Source organism: Janthinobacterium algoris, from assembly GCF_051380935.1.
GTDB lineage: Bacteria > Pseudomonadota > Gammaproteobacteria > Burkholderiales > Burkholderiaceae_D > Janthinobacterium.
Map to the genome: position 1 here is coordinate 115,620 of NZ_JBNYXZ010000004.1, position 16,301 is coordinate 131,920.

The following is a 16,301-nucleotide window of genomic DNA, read 5'->3' on the forward strand; positions in this document are numbered from 1 at the left end:
GTTCTATCTGCCTGCACTATCAGATCATTGCAACGTCTCTGTGCAGGCATGCATATCGAACGCAGATGATATTGACTTTTAAACACCATTCTTTTGAATAATCACTTTACTTGTAAAATCAGCAGACAACACAGAATAATCAGGAACACGATGGCGATCACACCACTGGCAGCACTGCACCGCAAACTATTCGACGAAGCCGATGGCAGCAAGTTTGCCACGCTCAAGGACAGACTGATCAAGAAACACGGCGAAACCGACCGGCTGGCGGTACTGGAGATACTGAGCGCTTATGCGCGCGAAGGCCAGTTGCTGCACTGGCGCAGCTCACTGGTCAACTCCATCGTGGGCCTAATGCAACCGCAGGAGATGAAAGACTTTTTTACATGGGCCGTCACAATGCCGGAGCTTGCCTACTGGGGCATCGATGGCCTAATGAAAAGCCAGGGCAAGGATGCTTACGAGACCGTGGTGGGACTCGCCAACTCTGCTACCCTGCCCCTGGTGGCGAAGTCCAAGGCCGTGAAAAGCCTGGCCGTGCTGAGCCGCCAGCCATTTGACGCCGGCTTGCCAGCCGTTCCCGACTACTGGAAAGCCGAGAGCCTGAGGCTCGATGATGTGCTTGCCTGGCAGCGCGCCGGCTACCCGGACGGCGCGGGAGTTGCGCCACCGGCCACGCATGCGTCGCTGGACGATCCACGTACGGCACTGGAAAAAGCGGCTGCAAAACTGGAGAAAAAGCTGGCGGCCGAGCGCAAGAAAGACCAGGACCTGGCCAGCCCGTCGAACTGGCTGGTCATTGCGGATAATGCCGACCTGGCAGCCATCGACCAGCGCTGGACCTTGCCTGAACAATACCAGCGCTTCCTGGCCCGCTATTCGCCGCTGCGCGTGTATATCGACAGCAAGCGGTATTTCCAGGGCCTGAATCTGTATGGCGCGGCGGGGCTGATCAAGGCGCAGCACGGGTACTCCTACAATACCGTCGACCAAGAAGTCATCGCCGACTGGCCAGCCCACTATGTGGTGATTGCCGATGCGGGTGCCGATCCGTATTGCCTGGATCTCTCCGCAATTGAAAATGGCGACGCGCCCGTCTATACGGCCGAGCACGGCGCAGGGGCATGGCGTTTTGAGCGCCATGCGGACAGCTTTGTCGAGTTCCTCAAGGAAATCGCCAAGGCTGCTTAGCGCGGCTCGCCGCCTGGCCCTATCACGGATCATCCCCACTCCACCGCCAGTCGGCCCCAGGCTGCGATCCAACTCGTCAGCCGTCGCTGCAATTTTACGCAGGCGCCGCACACCTCCCACAGCAGCGCGAGCACGTCGGGCGACGTGTTGCGTGCCTGGATTTCCTTCAGTTGCTCGATGCTGAGCGGTGCTCGAATTTTGCTCATTGCCGGCTCTTCATCGCACGTTTCGATCGATCCATGTCAGTTCTGCCATGGATGGCTCATCCTCGATGCTGCCCAGGGCCGAGCCAGGAACGTCTTTCAGTTTGCCTTCTACAAGGGCATGCGCCCGAGCGAATACATCGCGCTACGCTGGGAATCGATCGACTGGGCAGGGTTCAACGTTCGCGTCGACGTTGCTCTCGACGGAGGCCAACGCGATGTACGTAGCGAAGCAAATGGGATATACCGATACGACCATGATGACGAGAACTTACGGCTGCTGGGTTGAGCAAGAAGGTGGTGTGTTACCAGATCAATACCGCACCATGACAGATGGGCTAAAGGCAGGGGTCGCTTAGCTTTTTCGCCCACGTTTCGCCCATGCAAATGGCAAAACGACTGGAACCCGCATGCATGCGTGTTTGTTGTGGCTAAAAGCAAAAGCGCCCTCCGTCCTTGCAGCATAGAAAAGATATTTGAAAATAGCAAAAGATCGCACTCGCCAGACAGCGGCCACGCCGGCGCCCTGCCGGCTCAGCCCTTCGCCGACTTGCCGCTGGCGCGGCGCCGGCGCGCCTCCTTCGGGTCCGCCTGCAAGGGCCGGTACACTTCCACCCGGTCATGCTCGTGCAATACGGTATCGAGCGGCTTCTTCTTGCCATAGATGCCCACCATATTGATGCCCAGGTCGATGCCGGGGATGGCCTGCAGCAAGCAGCTCTGCGCCACCGCCTGCTCGATGGTGGTACCTGCAGGCACACGCAAGGAGCGCAGGAACGTACTATCCGGCAGCGCGTGGCAAACCTGCACCATGATGCCCGCTTCAGCCATACACAGTCTCCGCGCGCTTACAGAAAGAATCGACCATGCTGTTGGCGATCATGCCGAAGACGGGGCCGATGATCTGTTCAAGCACGCGGCTGGAAAACTCATAGTGCAAGTCCAGTTCGATCTTGCAGGCACCTTCACGCAGGGCCTTGAAGGTCCACACGCCGTCGAGGGTCTTGAAAGGACCGTCCACCAGCTTCATCTTGATGGAGGTGAAAGGCGCGTTCTCGTTGGACGTGGTGAAGCTTTGGCGCACGCCGTGGTAATGTATGCCCACGCTGGCGACAACCGTGTTCTCGCCTCTCTCGCGAACCTCGACCGCACCGCACCAGGGCAGGAATTTGGGATAATCCTCCACCGCCGCCACCAGCGCGAACATTTGTTCGGCGCTATAGCCGAGAAAAACTGATTTATGTACTACTGCCATTGAAGAACCATTTGCTATGATGTTGGATATAGTGATTTTATCGCGCTTGCGCGAGACAGTAGTTTAACCGACCCGCGCACATTTACCATCTCATGACCATAGCAGACAACAGAAAAGCCTTCCACGACTACTTTATCGAGGATCGCTACGAAGCGGGCATCGTGCTGGAAGGCTGGGAAGTCAAAGCCATCCGCGACGCTCGCGTACAAATCAAGGAAGCCTACGTTGTCGTCCGCGGCGACGAACTCTTCCTGTTCGGCGCGCATATTAGCGCCCTGCCGACCGCCTCCACCCATATCCACCCGGAAGCCGTACGCACGCGCAAGCTGCTGCTGCACCGTACGGAAATGGATAAACTGATCGGCAAGGTGGAGCGCTCCGGCTATACGCTGGTGCCGCTCAACCTGCATTACAAGGGCGGCCGCGTGAAATGCGAAATCGGCTTGGCCAAGGGCAAGAAGCAGCATGACAAGCGAGCCGCAGAGCGCGACCGCGATGGCGCGCGCGAAGTCCAGGCGGCAATGAAGTCGCACCGTCGCTGATCTGGCACTGCGCGCAGCGTGCTGCGACCGTACCAACAACCCGGCTATATGCCGGGTTTTATTTTGCCACTATCTGCGGCAAGCGGAAAAAGCCTGGCGCGGCGGGATGAAAACAGGGAAAGGAAGAGATACGGCGGGAACAAGACGAGTATTAGTGAAAATACCGTGGAGATAAGCGAATGAATCAGCTTTGCCTGTCTGGCCAAAGACGATAAATCAGGAAAGTTCCGGATGCTTGCATGCTGCCTTGTACTGCACCTGCACCACTCCACAGGACAAGCATCCGAATGAACGGTGTATTACACCTTCAACAGATCGCGCGACTTGCCCGAATCGGTCCACTCTTTGACCCATTTCGGTTGACGGCCACGGCCAGTCCATTGCTGCGTCGCATCGTCCGGATTGCGATAGCGCACTGCGACTGTGCCCGTTTTAGCGCGAATCCCTGTACCAACCAAGTCTTTTACGGAAACGCCGACGCTCTGGGCAATGGCCAGGATTTGCTCACGCGCTTTGGACAGATCATCCTGTTCGCGTTTCTTCATTTGCTTCTTGATGTCGTCCTGCAAGGTGCGCAGTTCGGACAGGGATAAGCTCGACAGATCCATGATATTTCCTTGTGTGAGTTGAAAAATATAACTGAACAGTTAAATTCTATCCAATTGTAACGCGACTGAGGTGATTTTTCTTAAGATTTGATTGTTTTTTACAATTCTTTTACCAAAAACCCTGCTTCCCTGGCTTTCAAGCACTACAAGCTTCCAATCACGGGGAGAGGGCATCGCGCACGGACTGTTTGCGCAAGCGCCACTGCTTTGTGCGGCTGCGATTCAATACAGCGCCATCGGCTGTATTTATTTTGCAGTACTTTCTGCTTTATTGCAATTTATAGTAATTATAAATTGCAATTCAAAATATACATGGAGCCAATACTATCGCCTATCGCGCATCGCCTGTAAACACTATCCTGGATCCTGCGCGGCAGATGTCACGCCAGTCAATGAAATAAGCACCACATGGCAGCACATATTCCCTAAAGTGCGCATAGCATAGCATGAAGAAAATATTTTCAACATAATTCATTCAGCCGCCGATACTCCAGCCCTGCCGCCGCCAGATAATCGGGGCAACGCAAATGCAAACTGCCCGCTATACAGCGGGCAGTATTGACGAAACCTTGCTACAGGCTTGCTATTCACCCAGCCAGTCAGTTAATCAGGGCATCGCTACGCTGCCTTTCGGCTTCTGCGATTTCACCACCTGCATCGCTGTGGCGATCAAACCACTCATATCGCCCAGATTGGCCGGCACAATAATCGAGTTATTCGTTTTCGCCAATTGCGCGAACGCGCCCACATATTGCTCGGCCACTTTCAGATTGACGGCATCCTCACCGCCTGGCTCGCGGATGGCGGCGCCCACCTGGCGCAGCGCTTCGGCACTGGCTTGCGCCAGCGCGACGATGGCCGTAGCCTGGCCTTCGGCGCGGTTGATCGAGGCCTGCTTCTCGCCTTCCGAACGGGCAATCGCCGCCTCCCGCTCGCCAGTGGCGATATTAATCTGCTCTTGCTTACGCCCTTCCGAGGCAGCAATCAGGGCGCGCTTCTCGCGCTCGGCCGTAATCTGCGCCTGCATCGCATGCAAAATTTCCTTCGGCGGCGTCAAATCCTTGATTTCATAACGCAATACCTTGACACCCCAATTCGCCGCCGATTCATCGATAGCATTTACGATGGCCGTATTAATATGGTCGCGTTCTTCAAATGTCTTGTCGAGTTCCATTTTGCCGATGACCGAACGCAAGGTCGTTTGCGCCAGTTGCGTAATGGCGGCAATATAATTCGACGAGCCATACGAAGCACGCATGGCATCGGTAATCTGGAAATACAGAATGCCATCGACCTGTAATTGCGTATTGTCACGCGTAATGCACACCTGCGGCGGCACGTCGAGTGGAATTTCCTTGAGCACGTGCTTGTAAGCAATGCGGTCAACGAAAGGCACAACGATATTCAGGCCAGGCCCCAATACCGCATGGAACTTGCCCAGGCGCTCCACCACCCAGGCATGCTGCTGCGGCACCACATTGACCGTCTTGAAGACAAATACCAGTGCCAGCAATAACAAGATCAGCGACATGCTTCCGATGCTTACTTCCATAATTTATTCTCCAGGTTATCCAACAATCAAACGGCTGCCACGCACGGCACGTATGGTGTAATGACCGGCCTGCGCATCGCTGCCGGGAATCAGCTCCACGTCCCACAAGGCGCCGCGATACATCACGCGCGCCGTGCCATCGACCCAATGCGCGACCGCCACGCTTTGACCGATATCCAGATTCACATTCGGATCCTGCGCCACATCGCGCCGCGCCGCCTTGCCAAAACGGCTGCGCCGCAATAACAGCGTGGCCGCCACGCCGACCATGGCGGCCGTCACAGCCTGCCAGCTGCCATTGCCGCCCGCCAGCGCCACCAGTCCTCCGGCACTGATACCGATGGCGATCATCAGCAGATAAAACGTGCCGGTAAACAGTTCCAGGATCAATACCGCGCCAGCTGCCACGAACCAGCCTACCCATTCAGCCATGATGCCTCCATTCTTGCGATTCCAAAAATAAAAAACCCCGCAGCCTATATAAGCGACGGGGTTTAATGCGCAGTACAGCCTGATATTCTTCTTACCAAACACCTATATACAAGCAGTCTAACGCAATTCCTGATGACGTCAATAGCCAGGGGGGCGAATTAGCGCCGCCGGCCCTGCATTTATTCTTCCAGCAGGCTGCGCAGCATCCACGCCGTCTTTTCATGCAAATCGAGACGCTGCGTGATCAGATCGGCCGTCGGCTGGTCATTGGCTTTTTCCAGCAGCGGGAACAAACGACGCGCCGTGCGCGCAGTCGCTTCCTGTGCCGACACCAGGTGACTGACCATGTCGAGCGCCGGCGGCACGCCGTCGATTTCCTTGATCGAGGCGAGCTTGACGAATTCCTTGTAGGTGCCCGGCGCCGGATAACCGAGGGCGCGAATGCGCTCGGCGATCAGGTCCAGCGCGCCCCACTGCTCCGTATATTGCGTCATGAACATCAGGTGCAGGGTGTTGAACATCGGACCCTTGACGTTCCAATGAAAATTATGGGTCATCAGGTACAAAGTGTAGCTGTCGGCCAGCAGGCCGGACAGGCCTTCCGCGATCTTCGCGCGATCCGCCTCGGAAATGCCGATGTCGATCTTTGCAACTTTGCTCGGTTTCTTGCTTGCCATGAGAACTCCCGTTTCAATGTATTGGTGGAATCATTTTAGCTGATCTGGCGCAAGCCCATCGAATATTGCCGTGCGCCGCATGGCAGGCGTAAAAAAACCCGCTGCCAGGTGAGCGGCAGCGGGTTTTCAGAGGGTAAGAAAGATGCTTACGCTTTCAGCGCAGCGAGCTTCTGCCAGGTGTCGATCACTGAGTCGGGATTCAGGGACATCGATTCGATGCCCTGCTCCATCAGCCAGACGGCGAAGTCGGGGTGATCCGAAGGACCCTGGCCGCAAATGCCGATGTACTTGCCGCGCGCCAGGCAAGCCTTGATGGCCAGCGACAGCAGGGCTTTCACGGCAGGATCGCGCTCGTCGAAGTCGGCGGCCAGCAATTCCATCCCGGAATCGCGGTCCAGGCCCAGGGTCAGCTGGGTCAGGTCGTTCGAACCGATCGAGAAACCGTCAAAATGGTCGAGGAACTGGTCGGCCAGGATGGCGTTCGACGGCACTTCGCACATCATGATGACGCGCAAGTCGTTTTCACCGCGCTTCAGCCCATTTTTCGCCAGCAGGTCGATGACTTTCTCAGCCTGACCCAAGGTGCGCACGAATGGCACCATGATTTCCACGTTCGTCAGGCCCATGTCGTTGCGTACGCGCTTCATCGCTTCGCATTCCATGTTGAACGCTTCGGAGAAGTCGGCCGACAGGTAGCGCGCCGCGCCGCGGAAGCCCAGCATCGGGTTTTCCTCGTCCGGCTCGTAGCGCGAACCGCCGATCAGCTTCTTGTACTCGTTCGACTTGAAGTCGGACAGGCGCACAATGACTTTTTTCGGCCAGAATGCGGCGGCGATGGTGGCGATGCCTTCAGCCAGCTTGTCGATATAAAACGCTTTCGGCGAAGCATGGCCACGCGCCACCGATTCCACGGCTTTTTTCAGGTCGGCATCGATGTTCGGGTATTCCAGGATCGCGCGCGGGTGCACACCAATATTGTTATTGATGATGAATTCCAGGCGCGCCAGGCCCACGCCGGCATTCGGCACTGACTGGAAGTCGAACGCCAGTTGCGGGTTGCCCACGTTAAGCATGATCTTGGTGTCGAGCTTCGGCAATTCGCCGCGCGACACCTCCGATACTTCCGTTTCCAGCAAGCCGTCGTAGATCTTGCCTTCGTCGCCTTCCGAGCACACCACGGTCACAAAGGTGCCGTCTTTCAGCACGTCGGTGGCATTGCCGCAGCCGACGACGGCTGGAACGCCCAGTTCACGCGCAATAATTGCAGCGTGGCAAGTACGGCCGCCACGGTTGGTGACGATGGCCGCAGCGCGCTTCATGACCGGTTCCCAGTTCGGGTCCGTCATGTCGGCCACGAGCACGTCGCCTGGCTGCACGCGCTCCATGTCGGCCGGGTCGTGGATCACGCGCACAGGGCCGGCGCCGATCTTCTGGCCGATGGCGCGGCCGGACGTCAACACGGTGCCCGTGCTTTTCAGCTTGAAGCGTTCCTGCACGTCGGTCGCCTTTTGCTGCGACTTGACGGTTTCAGGACGCGCCTGCAAGATGTACAGCTTGCCGTCGCGGCCATCCTTGCCCCACTCGATGTCCATGGGACGGCCGTAGTGGTTCTCGATGATGACGGCGTATTTGGCCAGCTCCACCACTTCGCTGTCGTTCAGCGAGTAGCGGTTGCGCATTTCGACCGGCACGTCGACGGTTTTCACAGAACGGCCAGCTTTCGCTTCGTTCGTAAATTCCATCTTCAGCAGTTTTGAGCCGATATTGCGGCGGATCACAGGCGACTTGCCTTTTTCCAGCATCGGCTTGTGCACATAGAATTCGTCGGGATTGACGGCGCCCTGCACCACGGTTTCGCCCAGGCCATAGCTGGAGGTGACGAACACCACATCCTTGAAGCCCGACTCGGTATCGATGGTAAACATCACGCCGGCCGCGCCCAGGTCGGAACGCACCATGCGTTGCACGCCGGCCGACAAGGCCACTTCAGCGTGCGTAAAACCCTTGTGCACGCGATACGAGATGGCGCGGTCGTTGTACAGCGACGCAAACACCTGTTTCATGGCGTCGAGCACGTTGTCAATGCCAACCACGTTCAGGAAGGTTTCTTGCTGACCAGCAAAAGACGCGTCCGGCAAGTCTTCCGCCGTGGCCGAAGAGCGCACGGCAAACGACATTTCGGTCTCGGAATCGGCCACCAACTTGGCGTAGAACTGGTCGATTTCAGCGGCCAGGCGTGGCTGGAATGGCGTTTCCACGATCCACTGACGGATCTCGGCACCGGCTTGCGCCAGCGCGCGCACGTCATCGATGTTCAGCCCTACGAGGCGCTGGGCGATGCGTTCGGCCAGCGGCAAGCCGCCATTGGCGCTATACGACAGGAAATCGCGGAAGGCCTGCGCCGTGGTGGCAAAGCCACCGGGCACGCGCACGCCGGCTTCCGCCAGCTGGCTGATCATTTCGCCCAGGGAGGCGTTCTTGCCGCCGACGGATTCGACATCCGTCATGCGCAAATGCTCGAACGAGGCAACATACACCGCGTCCTTGTCTTCCTGCTGTTGCGATACTGCGTTGGTCATAATGACACCCTTACTGATGATAGAAATCTTTACGCGAGGCGCACAGACAGTCTTCTTGTTATTCTTGGCGTCGTGCAGCACAATCATACCGTTGCAACCATTTTACCTTGTGCGGCGCAAATTGACGACGCACAATCTTGATCCGAAAACCCATGACACAAGATCCACGCCCCCCTCTGCCCTCCGCGGCCCGCACCGTCTTCTTTGTTTCCGACGGCACCGGCATCACCGCCGAGACCTTCGGCCACTCGGTGCTGACGCAGTTCGATCTGCGTTTCCGCCAGATCCGCCTGCCCTTCATCGATACCATGGACAAGGCCTACGAGGCGGCGCGCAAGATCAACGAAGCCTTCGCCACCGATGGCCAGCGGCCGATCATTTTCTCCACCCTGGTGAAGAACGATCTGTCGGCCGTAATTCGCAAGTCCAGCGGCATGCACATGGACCTGATTCAGACCTTTGTCGCCCCGCTGGAGCAGGAACTGGGCGTGATGTCGACCCACACCATCGGTCGCTCGCACAATATCGTCGACAGCGAGGAGTATAAGAACCGCATCGAGGCGATCAACTATTCGCTGGCGCACGACGATGGCCAGTCGCACAAGAACCTGTCCTCGGCCGATGTCATTCTGGTGGGTGTTTCGCGCTCTGGCAAGACCCCGACCAGCCTGTATCTGGCCATGCAATACGGTATCAAGGCGGCCAACTATCCGCTGATTCCCGACGATTTCGAACGAGACAAGCTGCCGTCCGCCCTGCTGGAATTTAAGAATAAAATTTTCGGATTAAGCATTACGCCCGAACGTTTGTCGGAAATACGCAACGAAAGACGCGCTGGAAGCAAGTATGCGGCCATCGAAAATTGCCGTTACGAGGTCAACGAGGCGGAAAAAATGATGAAACGCGAGGGTATCCACTGGCTCTCCTCAACCACCAAATCGATCGAGGAGATTTCCACGACGATCTTGCAAGAGATTAAGCCGAACCGCCGCGAATACTAGACTAGAACACTTGACTAAACCTGCTGCGCGTCCGCTCGCTACGGTTTTGTCAGGCGTTCGTTTCTCTCGAAAGTTCCGTCAACGCGGCCACCAACCGGTCCAATTCAGCGGTGGTGGTAGTGACTGCCACCGTCGCGCGCACGATGTCGGTGTCGCCGATATTGCGCTGCACGGTAAAGACCTCGAAGCGCTGCAGCAAGGCCTGTTGCAGCTGGCGCGCGCTCATGCCGTCGACGGCAAAGGCCACCAGCGCCGTGCCGTGCACCGCGTCCTGCGGCGACAGCAAGCGTACGCCGGGCAATTGCGCGACGCGGCTGACCCAGTAATTGCGCAGCCAGGCCAGGCGTGCGGTCTTGGCCGGCGTGCCGCCCAGGCGCTCATGAAAGTCCAACGCGGCAGGCGCGGCAAGGATGGCGCTGATCGGCGGCATGCCCATGTGCAGGCGACTGCGGATATCGTCCAGTGGATAATCGTCGTCTCCGAAATGCGGCTCGATCTTGTGCAGCTGCGCGGCGCGGATATACACAAAGCCCAGTCCGGACGGAGCACCCAGCCATTTATGTAAATTAAAACCGGCAAAATCGACATCCATCGCCCGCACATCGACCGCCACCTGCCCCAGCGCATGGGCACTATCGAGCACGACGTCGATGCGGTGTTCGCGCGCCAGCGCAATCAACGCGCGCACCGGCAACTGCTGGCCATTGGCCGGCGTTACCTGCGACAGCAGCAGCAATTTCGGTTTGACGGCCTGGCGCATGGCCGCAGCATAGCGGGCGATGATCTCGTCGTCGCTGATCGGCAAGCGCAATGTGACTTGCGTACTGGTGACGCCACGGCGCTGCGCCAGCCAGCGCATGGCCGTGCGCGTGGCCGGATAATCGAGATTGCTCCACAGCACGGTATCACCGGGCGCCAGGCCGTGATACTGCGTGATCAGCACTTGCATGGACTCGGTGCCGCTGCGCGTGAGCAGGATCTCGTGCGGCTCCGCATGGATCAGCGCGGCCAGGCGCTGGCGTAAAAGATCGACGCGCATGTGCGTGAATTCGCCGCGCACAAAAGGACTCAATTGCGCATTGACATAGCGCACCGCCTGCTCGAAGGCCGCTTGCACGGGCGCCGCCATGGCGCCGAAATAGCCATGTTCGAGATTGACGATGGCGTCCGGCGGCGCGGGATAAAAGGCGGCGGCCTGACGCCACCAGGCCTCGTCACGTGCGGCGCCGTCGGCGAGCAAAGGCAGAACTGGATGATCAGGCATGGCGGGCATTGGTTGGAAAGTGTCAGGACTGGCCCTGGCGCAGCTGCTCGAAGAAGCAGACGGCGGCGCAGGCGGCCACGTTCAGCGATTCGATCTGTCCCAGGTGGGGAATGACCACCTGGTGCGTCGCCATCGACAGCAGATCGTCGGCCACGCCCTGCCCTTCATGGCCAAACAGCCAGGCGACCGGCTGACGCAGGTCGACATCGTACAATCGCTGGGTGGCGTAGCCGCTGGTGGCGAGAGTGGCCACCTTGGCGCCGGCAACGAGCGCGGCCAGGTCGACGTTCTCAAAGATGTCGAGCACGAAGTGCGCGCCCATGGCCGCGCGCAGCACTTTCGGCGACCAGCAGAAGGCCGTGCCGGCGCTGCAGTACACCTGCGTAATGCCGGCAGCGGCGGCGCTGCGCAGGATCGAGCCCACGTTGCCCGGGTCTTGCAGATTATCGAGCAGCACGGCCGACACGCTCAGCGGTGCCGTGACGACCCGTTCCGGCGTCTCGACGAGGAACATCACGCCCACGCCATGCTCGACCTGGCTCACCGCATGGTACAGCGCGTCGGGCAAGCCCAGTACGTGCGCGCGCTGGCTTTCCAGCTGGCCGACGATGTCCGCCACTTCCCCGTTCTGCAAGGCGCTTTCGCTGACGATGCACTGCTCCGGCATGCCGCGCAGCTGCAGGTACGACTGGCACAGGTGCACGCCATCGAGCAAGGTGCGGCCCGACTTGCGGCGCGCCTGCGAACTGCCCGCCAGCTTCAGCAAATCCTTGTATTGCGCATTCTCGCGCGAGGTAATCGTCTTCATGCCACCACCTCCTGCGCGCCGAACAGCGCAATCACATTGCGCACGGGGGCGAACGAACGGCGGTGCACGGGCGAGGCGCCGTGCAGATGCAGTCGCTCCAGGTGCAGCTTGGTGCCGTAGCCCTTGTGCTGGTCGAAGCAGTACTCGGGATAGGCCGCATGCAAGTGCACCAGGGCCGCGTCGCGCGCAGTCTTGGCCAGGATCGAAGCGGCGGAAATCGAATCGACCTTGTCGTCGCCGCCGATGATGGCCATGCCGCGTATCGGCATCACGGGGCAGCGGTTGCCGTCGATCAGGGCCAGGGTCGGCACGATAGCCAACGCCTCGACGGCGCGGCGCATGGCCAGCATCGACGCCTGCAAAATATTCAGGCTGTCGATCTCCTCTTCCGACGCTTCGGCGATGGCCCAGGCCAGCGCCTTGGCCTTGATCTGCGGCGCCAGCAGATCGCGCTTGGCCTCGGTGAGTTTTTTCGAGTCGCGCAAGCCGTCGATCGGCTGCTGCGGGTCGAGGATCACGGCGGCGGCGAACACGGGGCCGGCCAGCGGACCGCGCCCTGCCTCGTCGACGCCACAGATGATTTCATCGAGCGAGAATGGCAAGTCGTCAAACAGGCCGGGATAGATATTTTTCACGTTGAATCTTTGGTTGGTAATGCGGTTGAAGCGGTGATCGGGATTTACTTGCGGTTGGCGGCGATGACTTGCATGACGGCGTTGGCGCTCTCGCGCGCGCTGTCGCGCAGCAGGCTGTGGTGCATATCCGTGAAACGCTGCACCAGGCGCAGGCGCCCGGGCACGTCGCTCAGCTGCTGCCACATGGCCTCGGCCAGCGCTTCCGGGCTGGCCGCGTTTTGCAGCAGCTCGGGTACCAGGTAGTCGCGCGCCAGAATGTTTGGTAAACCAATCCACGGCTGATAGCCCATGTGGCGCATGATTTCCCACGACGCGCGCATCATCTTGTAGGCGATGACCATGGGCTTCTTGTACAGCGCCACTTCCAGCGACGCCGTGCCCGACGCCACCAGCACCGCATCGGCGGCGCAGATGGCCGTGTGCGAACCGCCGTCGGTGAGCAAAATCTCGACGTCCTGCAAGCCAGCTTCCGCAATCAGTTGCAGGAAATACTGGCGCTGCTTCTCGCCGGCCATGGGCGCGACGAAACGCAAGGAGCGGTCGCGCGCCAGCAGCAGCTTGCAGGCGGCCACAAAGGCTACCGTATTGTATTTGAGTTCACCCATGCGGCTGCCCGGCATCAGGGTCACGACATTCGCGTCCTCCGGCAAGCCCAGGGCGCGGCGCGCGGCCGCTTCGTCGGGCTGCAGGGGAATCATTTCGGCCAGCGGATGGCCGACATAGGTGACGGGCACGCCCGCCTTGCGGTAGATCTCTTCCTCGAACGGGAAGATCACCAGCATGTGCGAGACGGCCTTGATGATTTTCTTGATGCGCCCACCGCGCCAGGCCCAGATCTGCGGCCCGATGTAATGCACGGTGGGGATGCCACCCTCCTTCAACTGCTGCTCCAGTCCCAGATTGAAGCCGGGATAATCGGCGCCGATGAAGACGGCGGGACGCTCGGCCAGCAACTGGTCGCGCAGCGCGTTCTGGATGCCCTTGATTTCACGGTAGCGGGGAATGATCTCGAACAGGCCGCGCACGGTCAGCTTGTCGAGCGGCCAGTCGGAGACGAAACCCTGTTTGGCCATGTGCTCGCCGCCGATGCCGTGGAAGCGCGCACCGGGCAGCTGCGGCACCAGGCCGGACAGCAGCCGGCTGGCCAGCAGGTCGCCCGACACCTCGCCGGCGACGATGGCGACATTGGCGACAGCGAGGCCGCCGGCCTGGTCAGCGGACGATGCCACGCGACGCCACGCCCAAAAATTCGCGCATGGCGCGAATGTGTTCCGCTACTTCCGGCGACGCCGCCGCTTCTTCTTCGAACAGGGCTGCCTTGGATTCTTCCAGGGTCAGTCCGGAGCGGTAGATGAGTTTATACGCGGTGCGGATGCCGTTGATCTGCTCGCGCGTAAAGCCGCGGCGTTTCAAGCCTTCGATATTGACGCCATGCGCCTGCGCCGGATTGCCGTTCAACAGGACAAACGGTGGCACGTCCTGCGTCAGGCTGGTGCTCATACCGACAAAGGCGTGCGCGCCGATCTTGCAGAACTGATGCACATTGGCGAAGCCGCTCATGATGACCCAGTCGCCGATTTCCACGTGGCCCGCCAGTTGGGCGTTGTTCGAAAAGATGGTGTTGTTGCCCACCAGGCAGTCGTGCGCCAGATGCACATACGCCGAGATCCAGTTGTCATTGCCCAGGCGCGTCACGCCGCCACCCTGCACGGTTCCCGTGTTGAAGGTGCAGAATTCGCGGATGGTGTTGCGCTCACCGATTTCCAGGCGCGTCGCTTCCCCCGCCCATTTTTTGTCCTGCGGCTGCGCGCCGATGGAGGAAAACTGGAACAGGTGGTTGTCGCTGCCGATCGTCGTGTGGCCGTCGATGACCACGTGCGGGCCAACTTTGGTGCCAGCACCGATGCGCACGTGCGGACCGATGATGGTGTACGGACCCACCTCGACCGAGCTGTCGAGCTCAGCCTTCGGATCGATCACTGCCGTGGAGTGGATGGCCGCCATCACTGCCCCGCTGGCTGGCTCGCAGACTGGCTCGCATCCTGCGCGCTACGGATGGTACACATCAGTTCCGCTTCCAGCGCGACCTTGCCGTCAACCGTCCCGACAGCCTTGTATTTCCAGATGCCGCGCGAGACGCGCAGGATTTCCACGTCCATTTTCAGCTGGTCGCCCGGTTCAACAGGACGCTTGAAGCGCGCATTGTCGATGCCGACAAAGTACACCACCGAATTTTCGTCCGGTTTCACGCCCATCGACAGGAACGACAGCAGGGCCGCCGTTTGCGCCAGCGCTTCGATCATCAGCACGCCGGGCATGACCGGCTTGTGCGGGAAATGGCCCTGGAAGAACTCTTCATTGACCGTCACGTTCTTGATGGCGGTGATGGTTTTATTCGCTTCCCAGTCCAGCACGCGGTCAACCAGCAGCAGCGGGTAACGGTGCGGCAGCAGCGATTTGATGGCCAGGATGTCGAGGGTCTTTTTTTCAGTAGTCATTTTTCGTCTTGCGTGGTCAGTGTTTTAATTGTTTTTTCAAGCGCGCGGATCTTCTCGCGCATGCTTGACAGGTTGCGCACGATGGCGGCGCTCTTTTCCCAGTCGGCATTCTTGGCCAGCGGATAAAAACCCGTGTACTGGCCAGGTTCCGCGATCGAGCGCGAGACCATGCTGCCCGAGCCCACGTGGACGCGGTCGGCAATGGTCAGGTGGCCCAGCACCATGGCAGCGCCGCCAAAGGTGCAGTACTTGCCGATGATGGCGCTGCCGGCCACGCCGACGCAGCCGGCCATGGCCGTGTGTGCGCCGATGTGGCAGTTATGGCCAATCTGGATCTGGTTATCGAGCTTGACGCCATCTTCGATGATGGTGTCAGCCAGTGCGCCACGGTCAATGGTGGTATTGGCACCGATATCGACATCGTCACCGATCACCACCCTGCCCGTCTGCGGAATCTTGATGTACACGCCACCTTCGTTGGCGAAGCCGAAGCCATCGGTGCCGATCACGGCGCCTGAATGGATGATGCCGCGCTGGCCGATCACGCAGCGCGCATGGAAGGTCACGTTGGCGAGGAGCTGGGTGCCTGCGCCGATCCTGGCATCGCGCCCCACCACGCAGCCAGGGCCGATGACGCAGCCGGCGCCAATGACGGCGCCCGCTTCGATCACCGCATGCACGCCGACAGAGGCGCTGGCATCGACCTGCGCGCTGGCGTCGACAAAGGCACCCGGATGGATGCCGATTGGCGCCTTGATCTCATGCAAGGCGGCGAAATACTGCGCCGCGCGCGCAAAATAGACATAGGGATTCGGAGTGACGATGCGCGCACCGGCATACTCGGCACCGATCAGCGCATCGTCAGCCGGCGTAAGGATCAGCGCGGCAGCGCCGCTCTGCGCCGCCTGTGCGCGGAATTTGCTATTACTGAGAAAACTGATGTGCGAAGCGCCGGCATCGGCCAGCGGTGCGATCCCTGTGACTTCCAGGTTGGGCTCGCCCGCCAACTGTCCACCGAAGCGTTCGACCAAATCTCCTAGTCGAGTGCCCATCTTG

At 59.5% G+C, this 16,301-nt stretch carries 18 protein-coding genes; 3 read left to right on the plus strand and 15 right to left on the minus strand.

What is annotated here, in order from left to right; all coding sequences use genetic code 11:
• Positions 1 to 150: 150 nt before the first annotated feature.
• Entirely contained in the window at positions 151 to 1,191 is a 1,041-nt protein-coding gene (locus tag ACQ4W7_RS07385) for an SMI1/KNR4 family protein (RefSeq protein WP_436529513.1), read from the plus strand.
• 29 nt (positions 1,192 to 1,220) lie between these two features.
• Here ACQ4W7_RS07385 and ACQ4W7_RS07390 read toward each other — a convergent pair whose 3' ends face one another.
• The 3 genes from ACQ4W7_RS07390 to ACQ4W7_RS07400 form a co-directional block, all read right to left on the minus strand.
• Positions 1,221 to 1,397, minus strand: coding sequence for a hypothetical protein (locus tag ACQ4W7_RS07390; RefSeq protein WP_436529515.1), 177 nt, complete (start codon positions 1,395 to 1,397; stop codon positions 1,221 to 1,223).
• 531 nt (positions 1,398 to 1,928) lie between these two features.
• Complete coding sequence (locus ACQ4W7_RS07395) at positions 1,929 to 2,225, minus strand: RnfH family protein (RefSeq protein WP_436529517.1); 297 nt, start codon at positions 2,223 to 2,225, stop codon at positions 1,929 to 1,931.
• The gene (locus ACQ4W7_RS07400; RefSeq protein ID WP_436529519.1) at positions 2,218 to 2,649 is read right to left on the minus strand and encodes a type II toxin-antitoxin system RatA family toxin; all 432 of its coding nucleotides are present in this window, start codon (positions 2,647 to 2,649) and stop codon (positions 2,218 to 2,220) included. The genes ACQ4W7_RS07395 and ACQ4W7_RS07400 overlap by 8 nt, the downstream gene beginning before the upstream one ends.
• Positions 2,650 to 2,741: 92 nt before the next feature.
• Here ACQ4W7_RS07400 and smpB point away from each other — a divergent pair, with 92 nt between their 5' ends.
• Positions 2,742 to 3,191 carry an SsrA-binding protein SmpB gene (gene smpB, locus ACQ4W7_RS07405; RefSeq protein WP_034752217.1) on the plus strand — a complete coding sequence of 150 codons (450 nt, stop codon included), beginning with the start codon at positions 2,742 to 2,744 and terminating at the stop codon, positions 3,189 to 3,191.
• A gap of 299 nt (positions 3,192 to 3,490) precedes the next feature.
• On the opposite strand, the gene ACQ4W7_RS07410 is transcribed toward smpB, so the two are convergent.
• The 5 genes from ACQ4W7_RS07410 to ppsA form a co-directional block, all read right to left on the minus strand.
• Positions 3,491 to 3,799: an H-NS histone family protein gene (locus tag ACQ4W7_RS07410; protein ID WP_010397665.1), complete on the minus strand. Its 309-nt coding sequence runs from the start codon at positions 3,797 to 3,799 to the stop codon at positions 3,491 to 3,493.
• A gap of 607 nt (positions 3,800 to 4,406) precedes the next feature.
• Positions 4,407 to 5,351, minus strand: coding sequence for an SPFH domain-containing protein (locus ACQ4W7_RS07415; RefSeq protein ID WP_426072863.1), 945 nt, complete (start codon positions 5,349 to 5,351; stop codon positions 4,407 to 4,409).
• Positions 5,352 to 5,366: 15 nt separating this feature from the next.
• Complete coding sequence (locus ACQ4W7_RS07420; RefSeq protein WP_426072864.1) at positions 5,367 to 5,783, minus strand: NfeD family protein; 417 nt, start codon at positions 5,781 to 5,783, stop codon at positions 5,367 to 5,369.
• 179 nt (positions 5,784 to 5,962) lie between these two features.
• Positions 5,963 to 6,460 (minus strand): Dps family protein, encoded by a 498-nt coding sequence (locus ACQ4W7_RS07425; protein WP_426072865.1) that lies wholly within the window; start codon positions 6,458 to 6,460, stop codon positions 5,963 to 5,965.
• Positions 6,461 to 6,606: 146 nt separating this feature from the next.
• Positions 6,607 to 9,039 carry a phosphoenolpyruvate synthase gene (gene ppsA, locus ACQ4W7_RS07430; RefSeq protein WP_426072866.1) on the minus strand — a complete coding sequence of 811 codons (2,433 nt, stop codon included), beginning with the start codon at positions 9,037 to 9,039 and terminating at the stop codon, positions 6,607 to 6,609.
• Between the two features lie 152 nt (positions 9,040 to 9,191).
• Here ppsA and ppsR point away from each other — a divergent pair, with 152 nt between their 5' ends.
• Complete coding sequence (ppsR, locus tag ACQ4W7_RS07435; RefSeq protein ID WP_436529522.1) at positions 9,192 to 10,040, plus strand: posphoenolpyruvate synthetase regulatory kinase/phosphorylase PpsR; 849 nt, start codon at positions 9,192 to 9,194, stop codon at positions 10,038 to 10,040.
• Positions 10,041 to 10,089: 49 nt separating this feature from the next.
• On the opposite strand, the gene ACQ4W7_RS07440 is transcribed toward ppsR, so the two are convergent.
• From ACQ4W7_RS07440 to lpxD, 7 genes are read right to left on the minus strand one after another with little or no spacing between them, the layout of a single operon-like run.
• On the minus strand, positions 10,090 to 11,304 hold the full coding sequence (locus ACQ4W7_RS07440; RefSeq protein ID WP_436529524.1) for an aminotransferase class V-fold PLP-dependent enzyme: 1,215 nt from the start codon (positions 11,302 to 11,304) through the stop codon (positions 10,090 to 10,092).
• A 22-nt stretch (positions 11,305 to 11,326) separates the two neighbouring features.
• On the minus strand, positions 11,327 to 12,112 hold the full coding sequence (locus ACQ4W7_RS07445) for a TrmH family RNA methyltransferase (protein WP_436529526.1): 786 nt from the start codon (positions 12,110 to 12,112) through the stop codon (positions 11,327 to 11,329).
• Positions 12,109 to 12,747 carry a ribonuclease HII gene (gene rnhB, locus ACQ4W7_RS07450; protein WP_436529528.1) on the minus strand — a complete coding sequence of 213 codons (639 nt, stop codon included), beginning with the start codon at positions 12,745 to 12,747 and terminating at the stop codon, positions 12,109 to 12,111. The genes ACQ4W7_RS07445 and rnhB overlap by 4 nt, the downstream gene beginning before the upstream one ends.
• Before the next feature lie 44 nt (positions 12,748 to 12,791).
• Positions 12,792 to 13,976 (minus strand): lipid-A-disaccharide synthase, encoded by a 1,185-nt coding sequence (gene lpxB / locus ACQ4W7_RS07455; RefSeq protein WP_436529530.1) that lies wholly within the window; start codon positions 13,974 to 13,976, stop codon positions 12,792 to 12,794.
• Positions 13,960 to 14,751, minus strand: coding sequence for an acyl-ACP--UDP-N-acetylglucosamine O-acyltransferase (gene lpxA / locus ACQ4W7_RS07460; RefSeq protein ID WP_426072871.1), 792 nt, complete (start codon positions 14,749 to 14,751; stop codon positions 13,960 to 13,962). The genes lpxB and lpxA overlap by 17 nt, the downstream gene beginning before the upstream one ends.
• A complete protein-coding gene (gene fabZ / locus ACQ4W7_RS07465; protein WP_035818168.1) occupies positions 14,751 to 15,245 on the minus strand; it encodes a 3-hydroxyacyl-ACP dehydratase FabZ in 495 nt (164 codons plus the stop codon). The genes lpxA and fabZ overlap by 1 nt, the downstream gene beginning before the upstream one ends.
• Positions 15,242 to 16,297 (minus strand): UDP-3-O-(3-hydroxymyristoyl)glucosamine N-acyltransferase, encoded by a 1,056-nt coding sequence (gene lpxD / locus ACQ4W7_RS07470; protein ID WP_426072872.1) that lies wholly within the window; start codon positions 16,295 to 16,297, stop codon positions 15,242 to 15,244. The genes fabZ and lpxD overlap by 4 nt, the downstream gene beginning before the upstream one ends.
• Between the last annotated feature and the right edge of the window lie 4 nt (positions 16,298 to 16,301).